Here is a 15,474-nt window from a genome sequence, read left to right as displayed (position 1 = left end):
CGCAATGGTACGGGGCGCGTTTCCACTTATTTCATTCAAACATGCGAATATATCGCCTGTCTCAGTAGAAAGATAACCCAATGATTTCGCGGCGTGATTTCATGCAGGTCTCCATGGCAGCCTCCGCTTTGGTCGGTGCCTCCGGTTTTGGCAACTGGGGTCGGTTGGCGGCCCAGCAGAAGCTGACACAGGATCAGCTTTTGCAGTTTGACACTTATGGCAATATCAGCTTGGTCCATGTCACCGATATTCATGCCCAGCTGAAGCCGATCTATTTCCGCGAACCGTCGATCAATCTGGGCGTTGGCGAGAACAAGGGCCAGGTGCCTCACATCACCGGTGCGGACTTCCGCAAGGCGTATGGGATCGCTGATGGCAGCCCCTCCGCCTATGCGCTGACCTACAATGATTTTACGTCCCTTGCGCAGGGGTATGGCCGCGTTGGCGGCTTGGACCGGGTATCCACAATTATCAATGCGATCCGCGCCGACCGCCCGGATGCGCTTCTGCTTGATGGCGGCGACACTTGGCACGGCTCCTACACCTGCCATCACACCGAAGGCCAGGACATGGTCAATGTGATGAACGCGCTGAAGCCGGATGCGATGACCTTCCACTGGGAGTTCACGCTGGGCTCTGACCGGGTGAATGAGATCGTGGAGGGGCTGCCCTTTGCGGCCCTTGGCCAAAATATCTTTGATGCGGAATGGGATGAGCTTAGCTGAGCAGTTCAAACCTTATAAGTTCTTCGACCGTGGCGGCGCGAAGGTTGCCGTGATCGGTCAGGCCTTCCCCTATATGCCGATCGCAAATCCCGGCTGGATGTTCCCGGAATACTCCTTCGGGATCCGCGATGAGCATATGCAGGAGATGGTCGACGAGGTGCGTGCCGCTGGTGCGGATGTTGTCGTGGTGCTGTCGCACAACGGGTTTGACGTAGATAAGAAAATGGCCGGAGTGGTCAGCGGTATCGACGTGATCCTGTCGGGCCATACCCATGACGCGCTGCCCGAGCCGGTTCTGGTCGAGCAGACCCACATCATCGCCTCAGGCTCCAACGGGAAATTTGTCTCCCGCGTCGATCTGGACGTGCGCGATGGCCAGCTGATGGGGCTGCGGCATAAGTTGATCCCTGTGTTTTCTGATGTGATTGCGCCCGATCCGGTGATCACCCAGCTGATCGACGATCAGCGCGCCCCTTATGAGGCCGAACTGGCAGAGGTGGTCGGTCAGACTGATGAGCTGCTCTATCGGCGCGGCAACTTCAACGGGACCTGGGATGACCTGATCTGCGACGCTTTGCTAAGTGAACGGGAGGCCGATATCGCCCTGTCGCCCGGTGTGCGCTGGGGACCGTCCTTGTTGCCGGGCGATGACATCACCCGCGAGGATATCTGGAACGTCACTTCCATGAGCTATGGTGCGGCCTATCGCAGTGAGATGACTGGCGAATTCCTCAAGGTTGTGATGGAGGATGTGGCCGACAACATCTTCAATCCCGATCCCTATTACCAGCAGGGCGGCGACATGGTGCGGGTTGGCGGCATGGGCTACCACATCGATATTACCAAGCCGCAGGGGGAGCGGATCAGCAATATGACGCTGCTCAAGACCGGTGAGGCGATTGATCCGGCCAAGACCTATATCGTTGCAGGCTGGGCCAGCGTGAATGAGGGCACCGAAGGCCCGCAAATCTGGGATGTGGTCGAAAACCACATTCGTAAGATGGGCACCGTCACCCTTTCCCCGAACAATTCCGTGCAGGTGTCGGGCGTCTAAGCCCGGCATTCGCCAAAAAATTTTACGCAGATGAATTCACGAAAGTGAATTTTTCGATGTAAGGAGACGATCAGAGATGAACGACAAACCGAAGCAAACCACCCCCTCACGCCGCCAGTTTCTGGCCGGTGCTGCGGCGGTCGGGGCAGGGGCGGTGACGGGCCGCTCGGCACAGGCCGCGACCCCTGATCCGCTGATCACCGAGGTGCAGGACTGGGCCTCTGGTCTGGGCGACGGAGTGGATGCGACGCCCTATGGTTTGCCCATTGAGTATGAGTCAGATGTGATCCGGCGCAATGTGGAGTGGCTGACGGCGGATACCATCTCGTCAATCAACTTTACGCCAATCCACGCGCTGGACGGCACCATCACGCCGCAGGGTTGCGCGTTTGAACGGCACCACTCGGGCGCGATTGAGCTGCGCAAGGAAGACTACCGGCTGATGATCAACGGGCTGGTCGATACCCCCTTGGTGTTCACCTATGCGGATCTGGAGCGTTTCCCGCGCGAAAACCGCGTCTATTTCTGCGAGTGTGCGGCGAATTCCGGCATGGAGTGGGCGGGCGCGCAGCTGAATGGCGCGCAGTTCACCCACGGTATGATCCACAATATGGAGTATTCCGGTGTTCCGCTGCGCACTCTGCTGGAGGAAGCGGGCGTAAACCCGGCAGGCAAATGGGTTTATGTCGAGGGCGCGGATGCTTCCTCCAACGGCCGCTCCATCCCGCTGGAAAAGGCGATGGATGACGTGCTGGTCGCCTTCAAGGCCAATGGCGAGGCGCTGCGCAAGGAGCATGGCTATCCCGTGCGCCTGGTGGTGCCGGGCTGGGAGGGCAATATGTGGATCAAATGGCTGCGCCGGGTTGAGGTGATGGACCAGCCGGTCGAAAGCCGTGAGGAAACCTCGAAATACACCGATACGCTGGCTGACGGCACCAGCCGCAAATGGACTTGGGAGATGGACGCGAAATCCGTCGTCACCAGCCCCAGCCCGCAATCGCCGATCAAACATGGCACGGGGCCGCTGGTGATCACAGGGTTGGCCTGGTCGGGCCGTGGTGCGATCACCGGTGTTGATGTGTCGGTAGATGGCGGCAAGAGCTGGCAGGAGGCGCGGCTGGCGGCTCCCGGCACGGACAAGGCGCTGACGCGCTTTTACCTCGATACCAATTGGGACGGCTCTGAAATGCTGCTGCAAAGCCGTGCGCGCGATGCCTCCGGCTATGTGCAACCGACCAAAGCGCAGCTGCGCGAGGTGCGAGGGCTGAATTCGATTTATCACAACAACGCCATCCAGACCTGGTGGGTCAAGGCAAGCGGGGAGGCGGAAAATGTCGAAGTTTCCTAAGTTTATCACAGCAACAGCCGTTGCAGCGGCTTTGGCGGTTCCGGTTTATGCAGAGGGGTTTGGCCTGGGCCGTCCTGCCATGCCGGAGGAAATCGCTGCCTGGGATCTGGACGTTGCCCCTGACGGCACCGGCCTGCCGGAAGGGTCAGGCGATGTGTTCACCGGCGAAGAGGTCTTTGCCGAGAAATGCGCCGTCTGCCATGGCGATTTTGCCGAAGGTGTCGGCAACTGGCCCAAGCTCGCAGGTGGGCAGGGCACATTGGATCATGATGATCCGCTGAAGACCGTCGGCAGCTACTGGCCCTATCTCTCCACCACTTGGGACTATGTGAACCGGTCCATGCCGTTTGGCGATGCGCAGTCGCTGACCCCGGATGAGGTCTATGCCATCGTGGCCTATATTCTCTATTCCAACGATCTGGTGGATGATGAATTTGTGCTGTCGGATGCGACCTTCGCCGATGTGGAGCTTCCCAATGTGGATGGTTTCGTTTTGGATGACCGGCTGGAGGCGGAGAAGCACTTCTGGAACCCGGAACCTTGCATGGAGAATTGCAAGGACAGCGTCGAAATCACCATGCGGGCCATGGTGCTGGATGTGACGCCTGAGGAAGACCGGGCCGAAGCACCTGCCGACGTTGAACCGGTTGAGGACACCGCAGCCGAGCAACCCGCAGAAGTCCCTGCCGAAGTGGTTGTTGCCCTGGACCCGGAACTGGTCGCCAAGGGCGAGAAAACCTTCCGTAAGTGCAAGGCCTGTCACCAGATCGGGGCGGGGGCTAAATCGAAAACCGGCCCGATCCTGAACGGTATCATCGGCGCGCCAGCAGCTCATGTCGAAGGGTTCCGCTATTCAAAAGCGATGAAAGCCGCTGCCGAGAGTGGGCTGGTCTGGGATGAGGCTGAACTTGCTGCGTTTCTCGCCAAGCCGAAGAAATACATGAAGGGCACCAAGATGTCCTTTGCAGGACTGAAGAAAGACGCCGATATCGAGGCGGTGATTGCCTATCTGAAGGCTGCAACTGCCGAATGACGCTGGGCGCATCGCCCCGCACACCACCTCCGCAACCGATAGCTGCGGGGGTGGTTTTATTTCAGGCGCGCCGATCCTGTGTCACATGTCTCTGAACCCTTGTTTTGCGCAGATCCTTGCGATACTTACGCCGGTTCTTTCTGAGCGACAGGTGCCCGACATGACCCCTCCCAACACCCTTGGTATCGACTTTGGCACCTCGAACTCCGCGGCGGGTGTCGCCGTGAACGGGCGCCCTTGGCTGATTGAGGTCGAGCCGGGGGAAACCACCCTGCCGACGGCGGTGTTCTTTGACATTGACAGCCGCAGTATGATCATCGGGCGCCGGGCCACACGGGCACTGATCAATGGTGACGAAGGGCGGTTCATGCGCGCCTTGAAAAGCCTGCTTGGCACCCCCTTGATGCACGAAAAACGCCGTCTGAACGGAGAACTGGTTGATTTCGTAACCATTGTGGCGCGGTTTCTAGCTGCGCTGAAGGCACGTGCTGAGGCGGCCACCGGACAGACCTTCACCCATGCGCTGTCCGGCCGCCCGGTGTTGTTCCACAGCAAGGATGCCACCCGCAATGCACAGGCAGAAGTGGATCTGCGCGCCTGCTATATGGCGGGGGGGTTTGAGGATGTGCGCTTCATGCTGGAACCGGAGGCGGCCCTGCGGTCGGCCCGCGCGCAATCCGGTATCGGGCTGATCGTCGATATCGGCGGCGGCACCTCGGACTTCACTGCCTTTGAGCAAACCGCAGAGGGCACGACCCGCATTCTGGCCTCTCACGGTGTGCGCCTTGGCGGGACAGATTTTGATCGGCAGCTGAGCATTGATCACGTCATGCCGCTTCTGGGGCGTGGCAGTGCTATTCGCAACAGCTTCGGCGGTGGCAGCCTGCCCGCACCTAATCGGTTGTTCAACGATCTGGCGACCTGGCAGATGATCCCATTCCTCTATGCTGCGGATAGCCGCCGGGCCGCACAGGATCTGGCGCGCAATGCCGAGGAGCCGGAAAAACTGGCGCGCTTGCTATCCGTGCTGGAGGATGAACTGGGCCATGATCTCGCCTTTGCGGTGGAGCGGGGCAAAATTGCGGCCAACCAGCCGGGAGAGCGTAGTGCGGTGATTGATCTGAAAGTGCTGGAACGGGGCCTGTCGGTGCCGCTGGCTGCTGAGGGTCTTCAACGCAGCCTTGCCGCCGATATCGCCGAGATTACTGCCTGTGCCCAGGAAACCCTGTGCCGCGCCGATCTGCGCGCGGAGCAGGTTTCGCGAGTGGTGCTTGTGGGCGGCTCAGCCCTGTTGAGGGGGGTACAGCAGCAGATGCAGCAGCTTTGCCCAAAGGCGGAACTTTACACAGAAAACGCGATGACCGCCGTGGCCGATGGTCTGGCCTTGGCATCCGGCAGCGCCTTTGCCTGAGCGAGGGTAAGGGCGAGCGACGCGGGCAAGGGGAAAAACGCTGATCCTGTGACTGGCTTTGATGCGGAAATCCGCTAGACTGGAAACCCATTTCCCAAGCGTTGGACCCAGGTTTTTATGATTTTCCAGTTGTTTCGTCGATCTCTCTCACAGTCTGCCACGGCCAATACCCGCAAAGAAACTGCGCAGCGGCGGGCAGGGGGATGGTTAGCCACCACTCTGTCTGCGGCGCTACTGTGTGGTCTGCCGTACGCCGCTAAGGCCGCGCCCTGCGGCAATACATCTGCCGGATTTGACAGTTGGAAACGCGACTTCGCCGTTGAGGTCAAGCGGGCCGGTGTGCGCCAGGCCGGGCTGAACGCGCTGGCCAACACAACCTACGCCCGTCGCACCATTGCTGCGGATCGCAACCAGAAGAGCTTTCGCTACTCTCTGGAGAAATTCATGCAGATCCGTGGCGCCAATACGATCATTGCACAGGGGCGCAAGCGGAAGGCACGCAATGCCGACTTCTTTGCCGCGTTGGAACGTAAATACGGCGTGCCTGCCGGGATCCTGATCGCCATCCACGGTATGGAAACCGCCTTTGGCAACTACATGGGCGATAGTCAGGTGGTCTCTGCCATCGTGACACTGACCTATGATTGCCGCCGCTCCGAGTTTTTTAAACCCCATGCCATTGGCGCGCTGAAACTGGTGGATCGTGGTGCGATCACCGGCGCGACCAAAGGGGCCAAACATGGCGAATTGGGCCATACTCAGTTTTTGCCCGGCAATGCGCTGAACTATGGTGTCGACTGGGACGGCAACGGGCGGGTGGATTTCTACAATATGGGCGATGCGCTGGCCTCAACCGCTTATTTTCTACGCAAGAAAGGCTGGAAACCGGGACGCGGCTATCAGCAGGGCGAGCCCAACTATAAGGTCTTGAAACAGTGGAATGCGGCGACGGTCTACCAGCAGTCCCTAGCAATCATGGGGCGCAAGATCGACGGCTGACCGGCCAAATAACAGCTGTTACCGCAAGGGCTGTTTAGTTCCAGCCTTTGCGGAAAAAATGCGGGCTGGCGCCGAATTTGCGTTTGAACTGGCGCGAGAAATGCGTGGCACTGTTGAACCCGGACGCCAGCGCGATCTCTGTGACAGACATGGATGTTTCATTCATCAGCGCAAACGCATGGCTGAGGCGCATGTCGAAATAGACATGCATCGGGCTCTGGTCGAGATAGCGGGCAAACAGCCGCTCCAGCTGGCGGCGCGAAATGTCCAGCCGATCACACAGCTCACCGATGGATAGCGGTTCTTCAATCGATTCCTGCATCAGTTGCAGCGCATTCAACAGGCGCTGGTTGCGGCTGCCAATGGCGACAGCATAGTTGGATTTCTGCGGCGTACTCTGACCGCCGGTGCGCACATGCAGGCACATATCCGCCACGATGATCGCCAGCTGTTTGCCGTGGCGGTCTTCGATCAGGTTCAGCATCATATCCGTGGCTGCATTGCCGCCGCCACAGGTCATCAGCGTATCGCTGATCTCAAAGATCCGGGGGGAGGGCAGCAGATCCGGGTAGCGTTCGACAAACCCGGGCTGGTTTTCCCAATGGAGGGTGAAGCGATGATCGCCCAGCAACCCGGCCTGCGCCAGAGCAAAGGCGCCGGTGCAGATCCCGCCGATGGAACGGCCAAACCGGCGTTCGCGTCTGAGCCAGTTCAGCACCGCGTCACTGGCGGCATTCTGCGGCTCCACACCGGAACAGACAAAGGCCAAGGCGTCCCCCGGAAGCGGTCCCATCGGTAGATCGGGGGTGATGGCCATCCCATTGGAGCATTGGATCGGAGCGCCGTCGGGCGTCATCACATACCAGCGATAGAGCTGCGTGTTGGTCACCTGATTGGCAATGCGCAGTGGCTCCACAGCGGCCGCAATCGGCAGCATCGTCGCCTTTGGCAACAACAGGAAATAGAAATCCTGAGGCTCCCCGTCAAAGGGGATGGTCAGATTGGCCGAAGCCCCTTTTTGCACAAAATAATCGTCGATCATATTGGGGAACCTGTAACACGCCGGTTTCGGTTGGGTCTGTGATCTATGCTAGTTAACCCCGATCTGCGGCTTGCATCCAACGTTTTGCGACGGCGGGACTGCGGTTTTCGACGCCGACCGGACTGTTTGCGCCATCGCGGCCGCTGGTTCGGGGCTGGCCACAACGGAAGGCAAAAACAATCACCGCCCCTTGCAGCCCAAATGTGCCTAGGCACTAAGACTCAGGTAATACTCAGTCGGCTATGATGCCGACACAATCCAAAGCAGGCAGGTCAATATGGTCGATCCAAGAGAAACATACATGAACACGCTGGTGCCGATGGTGGTTGAGCAGACCAGCCGCGGTGAACGCGCCTATGATATCTTTTCCCGCCTGCTGAAGGAGCGGATCATTTTTCTGAATGGTCCGGTTCACGACGGGATGAGCTCGCTCATCGTGGCGCAGTTGCTGCATCTTGAGGCAGAAAACCCCTCGAAAGAGATTTCGATGTACATTAACAGCCCCGGCGGCGTTGTGACCTCCGGCCTGTCGATCTACGACACCATGCAGTACATCAAACCTAAGGTTTCGACGCTGGTGATTGGTCAGGCGGCCTCCATGGGCTCGCTCCTTCTGACCGCTGGCGAGGTCGGCATGCGTTTCTCGCTGCCCAACAGCCGCGTGATGGTTCACCAGCCCTCAGGTGGTTTTCAGGGTCAGGCAACGGATATCATGATCCACGCCGAGGAAACGCTGAAGCTGAAGAAGCGTCTGAACGAAATCTACGTCAAGCACACCGGTCAGGAATACGACAAAATCGTGGACGCGCTGGAGCGCGACAACTTCATGTCGCCTGAGGATGCAAAAGACTTCGGTCTGATCGACGAAATCGTTGAAAACCGCAGCAAGCTGGACCCAGAGGACAGCTGATCAGCGGTGTGAGCTGACAAGTGTGCCCCGTCGTCATCGGGGCACACTTTGCGATTGTGGCGGCTGTGCCGGTGGCATAAGCTGCCAATATTACGGGTGGCGCAGGAGGCGCATGCACGCCCCGGACGGAAAGGTAGACCATGGCAACGAACTCAAGCGGCGACAGCAAGAACACGCTTTATTGCAGCTTCTGCGGCAAGAGCCAGCATGAGGTGCGCAAGCTAATTGCGGGCCCAACCGTGTTCATCTGCGACGAATGCGTCGAATTGTGCATGGACATCATCCGCGAAGAGACCAAGGCCTCTGGCCTGAAATCCACCGACGGTGTGCCCACACCGAAGGACATCTGCGAAGTTCTGGACGACTATGTGATCGGTCAGGCCATGGCAAAGCGGGTGCTGTCGGTTGCGGTGCACAATCACTACAAGCGCCTGAACCACGCCCAGAAGGCCGGTTCGGACATTGAATTGTCGAAATCCAACATCCTGCTGATCGGCCCGACCGGCTGCGGTAAGACGCTGCTGGCGCAGACGCTGGCGCGGATTCTGGATGTGCCCTTCACCATGGCCGATGCCACCACCCTCACCGAGGCGGGGTATGTCGGTGAAGATGTTGAAAACATCATTCTGAAGCTGCTGCAGGCGTCGGAGTACAACGTCGAACGCGCGCAGCGCGGCATTGTCTATATCGACGAGGTCGACAAGATTACCCGCAAGTCGGAAAACCCGTCGATCACCCGCGATGTGTCGGGCGAGGGGGTGCAGCAGGCCTTGCTGAAACTGATGGAAGGGACCGTAGCCTCGGTTCCGCCGCAGGGCGGCCGCAAGCATCCGCAGCAGGAATTCCTGCAGGTCGACACCACCAATATCCTGTTCATCTGCGGTGGCGCTTTTGCTGGTCTGGACAAGATCATCAAACAGCGTGGCAAGGGCTCTGCCATGGGCTTTGGCGCGGATGTGCGTGATGACAGTGACGCGGGTGTGGGCGAAACCTTTAAGGATCTGGAGCCGGAAGATCTGCTAAAATTCGGTCTGATCCCGGAATTCGTCGGCCGCCTGCCGGTTCTGGCGACGCTGGAAGATCTGGACGAAGATGCGCTGATCACCATCCTGACCAAGCCGAAGAACGCTCTGGTCAAACAGTATCAGCGTCTCTTTGAACTGGAAGACACCGAACTGGATTTCACCGACGAGGCGCTGAGCTCCATCGCGAAGAAAGCGATCGAACGCAAAACCGGCGCCCGCGGTCTGCGCTCCATTCTGGAGGACATCCTGCTCAACACCATGTTTGAGTTGCCGGGCATGGACAGCGTCGAAAAAGTGGTCGTCAACGAAGAGTCCGTGACCTCTGACGCACAGCCCCTGATGATCCACGCTGACGCCGAAAAAGAGCTTAGCCACAGCGGGCTGAACCTAAGCGACACGTGTACAACGCGTGACGATTGATTTCAGGCGGCGCAGGGGGAACCTTGCGCCGTTTTTCTATGACGAAGGACAGTTGTGATGATCAAACGTATTTCCTCAGGTGGTGAATTTGAGGCCAAGATAGGATATTGCCGCGCTGTGGTTGCAGGCGGGTTTGTGCATGTCGCGGGGACCGTGGGGCAGGGCGATGATGTGGTGGCGCAGTGCCAATCGGCGCTCGACACTATTGGTGCTGCATTGGCTGAGGCGGGCGCCAGTTTTGCCGATGTGGTGCGGGTGAACTACTACCTGCCGGACCGGGCAGACTTCGAACCCTGCTGGCCGTTGTTGGCGCAGACCTTTGGCGACAACCCGCCTGCTGCAACGATGATTGAATGCGGGTTGATCGACGCCAAGTTTCGGATCGAGATTGAGGTCACGGCTCTGACGCCGGGCTAATGCGGCGTCGACAGAGCAGGGACGGCTAGAATTCGAAGGCACGCATCGGCGCCGTTTCTTTGCGCCGTCGGTCTATCAACTGTTGTAGCTCGCTTTTCTCCGGTCCCGGCTCAAGGCCCAGCATGGTTTTTGCGGCGGTCAGTGTCTTCTCTGTCATCTTTTGCCAGTCTCCGGTCTCTGGTTCGGTCAGGCGGATTGTCTTTGCCCCGTGATGGGCGCGGTTGTCGTGGATCATCAGGCTGGTAACCTGCATCAGATCCAAAACGGCAACAGTGACAATAAGGGTCGCAACCAGAGAAAGGATGAAGCGCACGCGCGGTCTCGCTATCGGATGTTAAGAATTCGAGATCAACATGGGCCGCAATTGTGGCCTGTTTGTGTAATTGTCCAAGAAGTTTTGCGACAATCCCCACGGGCGGGTGCGGCGTGTCTGGACCTTGGCCGCAAATTGCGCCATATCAGAAGCGAAATTTTCGGAGGAACCGATGGGAATCCTGAACTCTCTCTTGCGGGCTGTAACCTGGTGGAACGGCTCGACCTTGAATACGCGTATTTTCACCGCCCGTAAGGGGCTCAAGGTGGGCGAAGACGATCAGGGCAACGTGTTTTACCGCAATGCCGATGACAGCAAGCGCTGGGTGATGTTCAACGGCGAGGTTGAGGCCTCCCGTATTGGCGCGGATTGGCATGGCTGGCTGCACCGCACCTTTGACGAGGTCCCGTCGGAAAAGCCGCTTGCCCATAAATCCTGGGAAAAGCCGCATCAGGAAAACCTGACCGGCACCATGCTGGCCTATGCGCCTAGCCGGGTCGATCCGGGCCGCAGGCGCCCCGAAGGAACGCAGCGACTATGAGGCGTGGTCGCCGGAATAAGTCCGGCCTATCCATGTGAGACAGCAGCGCCGGGAGATGGCGCCGATCGGTTGGCAGGAACGCCGACCCATCCAAGGGCAGGGGCTGAAACAGCATGTCGCATAACACTACTGAGGTTCTGGCAGGTGGGCTGGTTCTGGCCGCCGCAATCGGATTTGCCGTCTATGCAGGGCAGGCCGCGGGTCTGTCTCGGGCCGGATCAAGCTATGAACTCAATGCCTCCTTCCGTTCTCTGGAGGGGGTCAGCGTCGGCACCGATGTTCGCCTTGCCGGTGTCAAGATTGGCACCGTGACCGGGGTTGATCTGAACCCACAAACCTTCCGCGCGGATACCCGGTTTTCGGTGAAAGACGGGATTGAGATCCCGGATGACAGCGCGGTGGTGATTTCCTCCGAAGGTCTGCTGGGTGGTAATTTTGTCGAGGTAATGCCGGGCGGATCGCCCTTTGCCTTTGAAGCAGGTGATGCGGTGGAAGATACCCAAGGCGCGGTCAGTCTGATCTCGCTTCTGGTGAAGTTCGTTGCAGGCGGCGGGGACGAAGGCTGATGCGTCTGCTCTCGGCAGTCTTGGCATGTGGATTGAGCATTGGCACCGCCTTTGCGCAGGGCGCTGCGGAGACGGGCAGTTCGGCTGTTCTGCGTGGTCTCGACAAGGTCAACGGTCAGACACAGGATCTGGAAATTCCTGTCGGCGGCAGCGCGGAAATTTTTGGCGTGATCGTCAGTCTGCGGGAATGCCGCTATCCGGCGGACAACCCGACGGGTGATGCCTATGCCTATCTGACGGTGCGCAATCCCAATGATGCCACAGTGTATTTTGACGGTTGGATGATCGCCTCAAGCCCGGCGCTGAATGCGCTGGATCACAGCCGTTATGACGTTTGGGTCATGCGCTGCACCAGCACCTGAGGATCGGGCAGCTCAACAGCGGTGAAGTCTGCGGCGATATCCAGCGCGTCGCGTAATTGGCGCCTATAGCTGGCACGGGTGATTTCGATCGCCCCGAGCGAGGCCAGATGCGGCGTCAGAAACTGCGTGTCGCAGAGCGTGAACCCTGATTGCTGTAAGCGGTCCATGAGATAGGCCAGTGCAATCTTGGACGCGTCACGCCGCCGTGAGAACATGCTCTCACCAAAAAACGCCCCCCCCAGCGCAACGCCGTAGACACCGCCCGTCAGCGCGCCAGCATGGTAGACCTCAAGCGAATGGGCGTTGCCTTGATTGTGAAGGTCAATGTATCTGGCGCGGATTTCCGGGTTGATCCAGGTTTCTTCGCGATCCGCGCAGGCGTCCAGCACAGCTGCAAAATCCCGGTTCACTGAGATCTGATACCCGCCCCGACGCAAGGTTTTGATCAGGGATCGTGACAGGTGAAAGCCGCCAATGGGGAAGACGCCACGCCGCTTGGGATCTACCCAGAACACCTCCGGGTCATCCCGGCTTTCAGCCATTGGAAAGACGCCGACAGAATAGGCGTGCAGCAGCAGGTCTGGCGTGAGGGTCATGGCGTTAGTCTAAAACGGGAGTGGGTAGACACGGAACCGGAAAAACGTGCCGCGCAAGGCAAAGTTCTGGCCGGTGCAGGAAGGAAGAAAGGGCGGCCCGTTGGACCGCCCCGATCTCTTAGGCGTTGCCGAGGTTGGTTTCCAGCCAATGCTCCAGCCAGTGAATATTATACTCACCGGTGTGGATGTCTTTTTCCTCAAGCAGCGCGTGGAACAGCGGCACGGTGGTGTCGACACCATCCACGATCAGCTCTCCCAAAGCGCGGCTCAGACGGGCCAAGGCCTCGGGCCGGTCGCGACCATGCACGATCAGCTTGCCGATCAAGCTGTCGTAATAGGGCGGGATCGAATAGCCGTCATAAAGCGCCGAATCCATGCGCACGCCCAGACCGCCTGGGGCGTGATACTGGGTGATCTTGCCGGGGCAGGGTGCGAAGTTCGGCAGTTTTTCTGCGTTGATGCGTACTTCGATGGAGTGACCGTTGATTTCCAGATCGTCCTGGCTGAAGGACATCGGCAGCCCCTCGGCAACGCGGATCTGTTCGCGCACCAGATCGACACCGAAGATGCCCTCAGTCACCGGATGTTCCACCTGCAGACGGGTGTTCATCTCGATGAAATAGAACTCGCCGTTTTCATAGAGGAATTCGATGGTCCCGGCGCCGATGTAGTTGATCTTGGCCACGGCTTCGGCACAGGTCTTGCCGATGCGGGCGCGCTCTTCCGGGGTGATGCAGGGGCCTGGGGCCTCCTCAAACACCTTTTGGTGGCGACGCTGCAGGGAACAGTCCCGCTCGCCCAGATGCACGGCCTTACCCTTGCCATCGCCGAAGACCTGGATCTCGATGTGACGCGGCGTGGTCAGGTACTTCTCGATATAGACCTCATCGTTGCCAAAGGCAGCCTTGCCCTCGGCGCGCGCCGTCATGAAGGCTTGCTCCATGTCGGCAGCGGTCTTGGCCACCTTCATGCCGCGACCGCCACCACCGGCGGTGGCCTTGATGATTACGGGGTAGCCGATATCTTCGCCGATTTTCTTGGCGGTTTCCAGATCGGGCACACCGCCGTCAGAACCGGGCACACAGGGCACGCCGAGGTCCTTCATCGTATCCTTGGCGGTGATCTTGTCACCCATGACACGGATATGTTCGGCGGTCGGCCCGATAAAGGTGAGGCCGTGATCCTCAACGATCTGTACGAAGTTGGCGTTTTCCGACAGGAAGCCATAGCCGGGGTGGATCGCCTGCGCGCCAGTGATCTCGCAGGCGGAGATAATGGCAGGGATCGACAGGTAGCTTTGTGTCCCGGATGGCGGGCCAATACAAACGGACTCATCCGCCATGCGCACATGCATGGCATCAGCGTCTGCGGTGGAATGTACGGCAACCGACTGGATGCCCATTTCCCGGCAGGCACGGATCACGCGCAGGGCGATCTCACCGCGGTTGGCAATCAGGATCTTGTCAAACATGGTGGACCCTTACTCGATGATGACCAGCGGTGTTCCGAATTCGACCGCTGCGCCGTCTTCGACGAGGATACGCTTGATGGTACCGGCCTTGGGTGCCGGGATGTGGTTCATGGTCTTCATGGCTTCGACGATCAGCAGCGTATCGCCTTCGGCCACCTGATCACCCACCTTCACGAACGTCGGCGCGCCGGGTTCGGGCTGGGTGTAAACGGTGCCCACCATCGGCGATGGGACAGCGCCCGGATGGCTTGCAGGATCGTCATTGGCGGCGGCAGGCGCTGCGGCGGGAGCCGCAGGGGCCGGGGCTGCGGGAGCAGCGGCAACAGGCGCCGGGGCCGCGTATGCCTGCACCGGGGCAGGTGCGGCGATGGTCTGACGCGACACGCGCACATTCAGGCTGTCGTCTTCGCCGTAGTCACGCTTCACCTGCAGTTCGGTCAGGTCATTGTCGCGCAGCAGTTCGGCCAGCGCTTTGATGAAGGATACGTCTGCTTCGTGGGTCTTATTTGTCATTTTTGTCCTCAGCCGGTTCCGACAGGCCCGCAGAAGCTGCGGGCATAAGATTTGAAGGCGCTTATAGGGTATGCTTTACCACAAGGAAAGCGCTGACAATATGGACGCTAACATGGGCGCCCTTGAGGTGATTTGCAATCTTGCGGTGCGGATCGCTGTTCAGAGCGGCATTCCGGTTAGTTTCGCCACCAGTTCAGGCAGTTTGCGGGCGGAGAACTTGACCAGAAGATGCGCCCGGTGGGTTTCGATTGTGCGATAGGACAGGTTCAGCTCAGCGCCGATTTCTTTGGCTGAAAGTCCGCGACAGGTCAGGATTGCCACATCACGCTCGCGCGGGGTGAGACTGACCACGGGCCGGTCGTCCGAGATGTCGGCGAAACTCCAGACACCGCTGCGAAAATGGTGCTCCGGCGTCAGGGAGCGCCCGCGCACCCGGCACCAGAACAGATCGCCGGTACGGCGGCGCATGATCCGCTCGTCGTTATACTGCCCCGACTGCGCGTCGGGCTGTTGCAGCCGGTCGCCGATGCGCTGGAAGTCTTCCTGGCTGGGGTAAAGTTCAGCAATGGGCAGGCCGACATAGCTGCCGCTATCCCCCCCAAAGGTTTCGGCAAACTGCTGGTTGCAGCGCTGGATCACCCGCTGATCGAGCAGAGCCAGCCCCACCGGCGCAAATTCAAAGGCAAGATCGGTCATGGGGGCAGATAACCGCTGTTCCGGCGCAAAGC

15 protein-coding genes and 2 pseudogenes are annotated in these 15,474 nt (G+C 59.3%); 11 read left to right on the top strand and 6 right to left on the bottom strand.

Translation table 11 applies throughout. The features are described 5' to 3' along the window. The first annotated feature begins 80 nt into the window (after nt 1–80). From soxB to L0Z65_RS07330, 5 genes and pseudogenes are all read left to right on the top strand, one after another. Nucleotides 81–1,779: pseudogene (soxB, locus tag L0Z65_RS07350) on the top strand (thiosulfohydrolase SoxB). A 76-nt stretch (nt 1,780–1,855) separates the two neighbouring features. Continuing rightward, a complete protein-coding gene (soxC, locus tag L0Z65_RS07345; protein WP_405112022.1) occupies nt 1,856–3,127 on the top strand; it encodes a sulfite dehydrogenase in 1,272 nt (423 codons plus the stop codon). Next, nucleotides 3,111–4,160: a c-type cytochrome gene (locus L0Z65_RS07340; protein ID WP_405112019.1), complete on the top strand. Its 1,050-nt coding sequence runs from the start codon at nt 3,111–3,113 to the stop codon at nt 4,158–4,160. Before soxC ends, L0Z65_RS07340 begins: the two co-directional genes overlap by 17 nt. Before the next feature lie 160 nt (nt 4,161–4,320). Next, on the top strand, nt 4,321–5,571 hold the full coding sequence (locus L0Z65_RS07335) for an Hsp70 family protein (RefSeq protein ID WP_102897138.1): 1,251 nt from the start codon (nt 4,321–4,323) through the stop codon (nt 5,569–5,571). Nucleotides 5,572–5,688: 117 nt separating this feature from the next. Continuing rightward, the gene (locus tag L0Z65_RS07330) at nt 5,689–6,570 is read left to right on the top strand and encodes a lytic transglycosylase domain-containing protein (protein WP_405112016.1); all 882 of its coding nucleotides are present in this window, start codon (nt 5,689–5,691) and stop codon (nt 6,568–6,570) included. A 34-nt stretch (nt 6,571–6,604) separates the two neighbouring features. Here L0Z65_RS07330 and L0Z65_RS07325 read toward each other — a convergent pair whose 3' ends face one another. Beyond that, nucleotides 6,605–7,612 carry a GlxA family transcriptional regulator gene (locus L0Z65_RS07325; RefSeq protein ID WP_014874377.1) on the bottom strand — a complete coding sequence of 336 codons (1,008 nt, stop codon included), beginning with the start codon at nt 7,610–7,612 and terminating at the stop codon, nt 6,605–6,607. Nucleotides 7,613–7,889: 277 nt separating this feature from the next. Between L0Z65_RS07325 and L0Z65_RS07320 the strand changes: the two genes are divergently transcribed. The 3 genes from L0Z65_RS07320 to L0Z65_RS07310 all read left to right on the top strand — a co-directional run bounded on the left by L0Z65_RS07320 (nt 7,890) and on the right by L0Z65_RS07310 (nt 10,384). After that, the gene (locus L0Z65_RS07320) at nt 7,890–8,522 is read left to right on the top strand and encodes an ATP-dependent Clp protease proteolytic subunit (RefSeq protein ID WP_405112012.1); all 633 of its coding nucleotides are present in this window, start codon (nt 7,890–7,892) and stop codon (nt 8,520–8,522) included. Nucleotides 8,523–8,662: 140 nt separating this feature from the next. Next, on the top strand, nt 8,663–9,967 hold the full coding sequence (clpX, locus tag L0Z65_RS07315) for an ATP-dependent Clp protease ATP-binding subunit ClpX (RefSeq protein ID WP_405112009.1): 1,305 nt from the start codon (nt 8,663–8,665) through the stop codon (nt 9,965–9,967). Between the two features lie 57 nt (nt 9,968–10,024). After that, a complete protein-coding gene (locus L0Z65_RS07310) occupies nt 10,025–10,384 on the top strand; it encodes a RidA family protein (RefSeq protein ID WP_405112006.1) in 360 nt (119 codons plus the stop codon). 25 nt (nt 10,385–10,409) lie between these two features. On the opposite strand, the gene L0Z65_RS07305 is transcribed toward L0Z65_RS07310, so the two are convergent. Beyond that, entirely contained in the window at nt 10,410–10,697 is a 288-nt protein-coding gene (locus tag L0Z65_RS07305) for a hypothetical protein (RefSeq protein ID WP_405112003.1), read from the bottom strand. A 172-nt stretch (nt 10,698–10,869) separates the two neighbouring features. Here L0Z65_RS07305 and L0Z65_RS07300 point away from each other — a divergent pair. The 3 genes and pseudogenes from L0Z65_RS07300 (at nt 10,870) to L0Z65_RS07290 (ending at nt 12,166) form a co-directional block, all read left to right on the top strand. Next, a pseudogene (locus L0Z65_RS07300) lies at nt 10,870–11,257 on the top strand (NADH:ubiquinone oxidoreductase subunit NDUFA12). 94 nt (nt 11,258–11,351) lie between these two features. Beyond that, nucleotides 11,352–11,804 (top strand): outer membrane lipid asymmetry maintenance protein MlaD, encoded by a 453-nt coding sequence (gene mlaD / locus L0Z65_RS07295; RefSeq protein WP_014879763.1) that lies wholly within the window; start codon nt 11,352–11,354, stop codon nt 11,802–11,804. Beyond that, the gene (locus tag L0Z65_RS07290) at nt 11,804–12,166 is read left to right on the top strand and encodes a DUF2155 domain-containing protein (protein WP_102897133.1); all 363 of its coding nucleotides are present in this window, start codon (nt 11,804–11,806) and stop codon (nt 12,164–12,166) included. The genes mlaD and L0Z65_RS07290 overlap by 1 nt, the downstream gene beginning before the upstream one ends. Here L0Z65_RS07290 and aat read toward each other — a convergent pair. The 4 genes from aat to L0Z65_RS07270 form a co-directional block, all read right to left on the bottom strand. After that, the gene (gene aat / locus L0Z65_RS07285) at nt 12,130–12,762 is read right to left on the bottom strand and encodes a leucyl/phenylalanyl-tRNA--protein transferase (RefSeq protein ID WP_405111999.1); all 633 of its coding nucleotides are present in this window, start codon (nt 12,760–12,762) and stop codon (nt 12,130–12,132) included. The two genes, L0Z65_RS07290 and aat, sit on opposite strands and share 37 nt — an antisense overlap. A 118-nt stretch (nt 12,763–12,880) precedes the next feature. Beyond that, nucleotides 12,881–14,233 carry an acetyl-CoA carboxylase biotin carboxylase subunit gene (accC, locus tag L0Z65_RS07280; RefSeq protein WP_040178231.1) on the bottom strand — a complete coding sequence of 451 codons (1,353 nt, stop codon included), beginning with the start codon at nt 14,231–14,233 and terminating at the stop codon, nt 12,881–12,883. A gap of 9 nt (nt 14,234–14,242) precedes the next feature. Next, nucleotides 14,243–14,746, bottom strand: a complete 504-nt coding sequence (gene accB, locus L0Z65_RS07275) for an acetyl-CoA carboxylase biotin carboxyl carrier protein (RefSeq protein WP_405111995.1) — start codon at nt 14,744–14,746, stop codon at nt 14,243–14,245. A gap of 159 nt (nt 14,747–14,905) precedes the next feature. Beyond that, nucleotides 14,906–15,442, bottom strand: coding sequence for a LuxR C-terminal-related transcriptional regulator (locus tag L0Z65_RS07270; protein ID WP_040173213.1), 537 nt, complete (start codon nt 15,440–15,442; stop codon nt 14,906–14,908). Between the last annotated feature and the right edge of the window lie 32 nt (nt 15,443–15,474).

It is taken from the genome of Phaeobacter sp. BS52, assembly GCF_045040595.1.
Taxonomy (GTDB): domain Bacteria; phylum Pseudomonadota; class Alphaproteobacteria; order Rhodobacterales; family Rhodobacteraceae; genus Phaeobacter; species Phaeobacter piscinae.
Note: the sequence above shows the minus strand (reverse complement) of the source record. Positions and strands in the feature narration are given on the sequence as shown.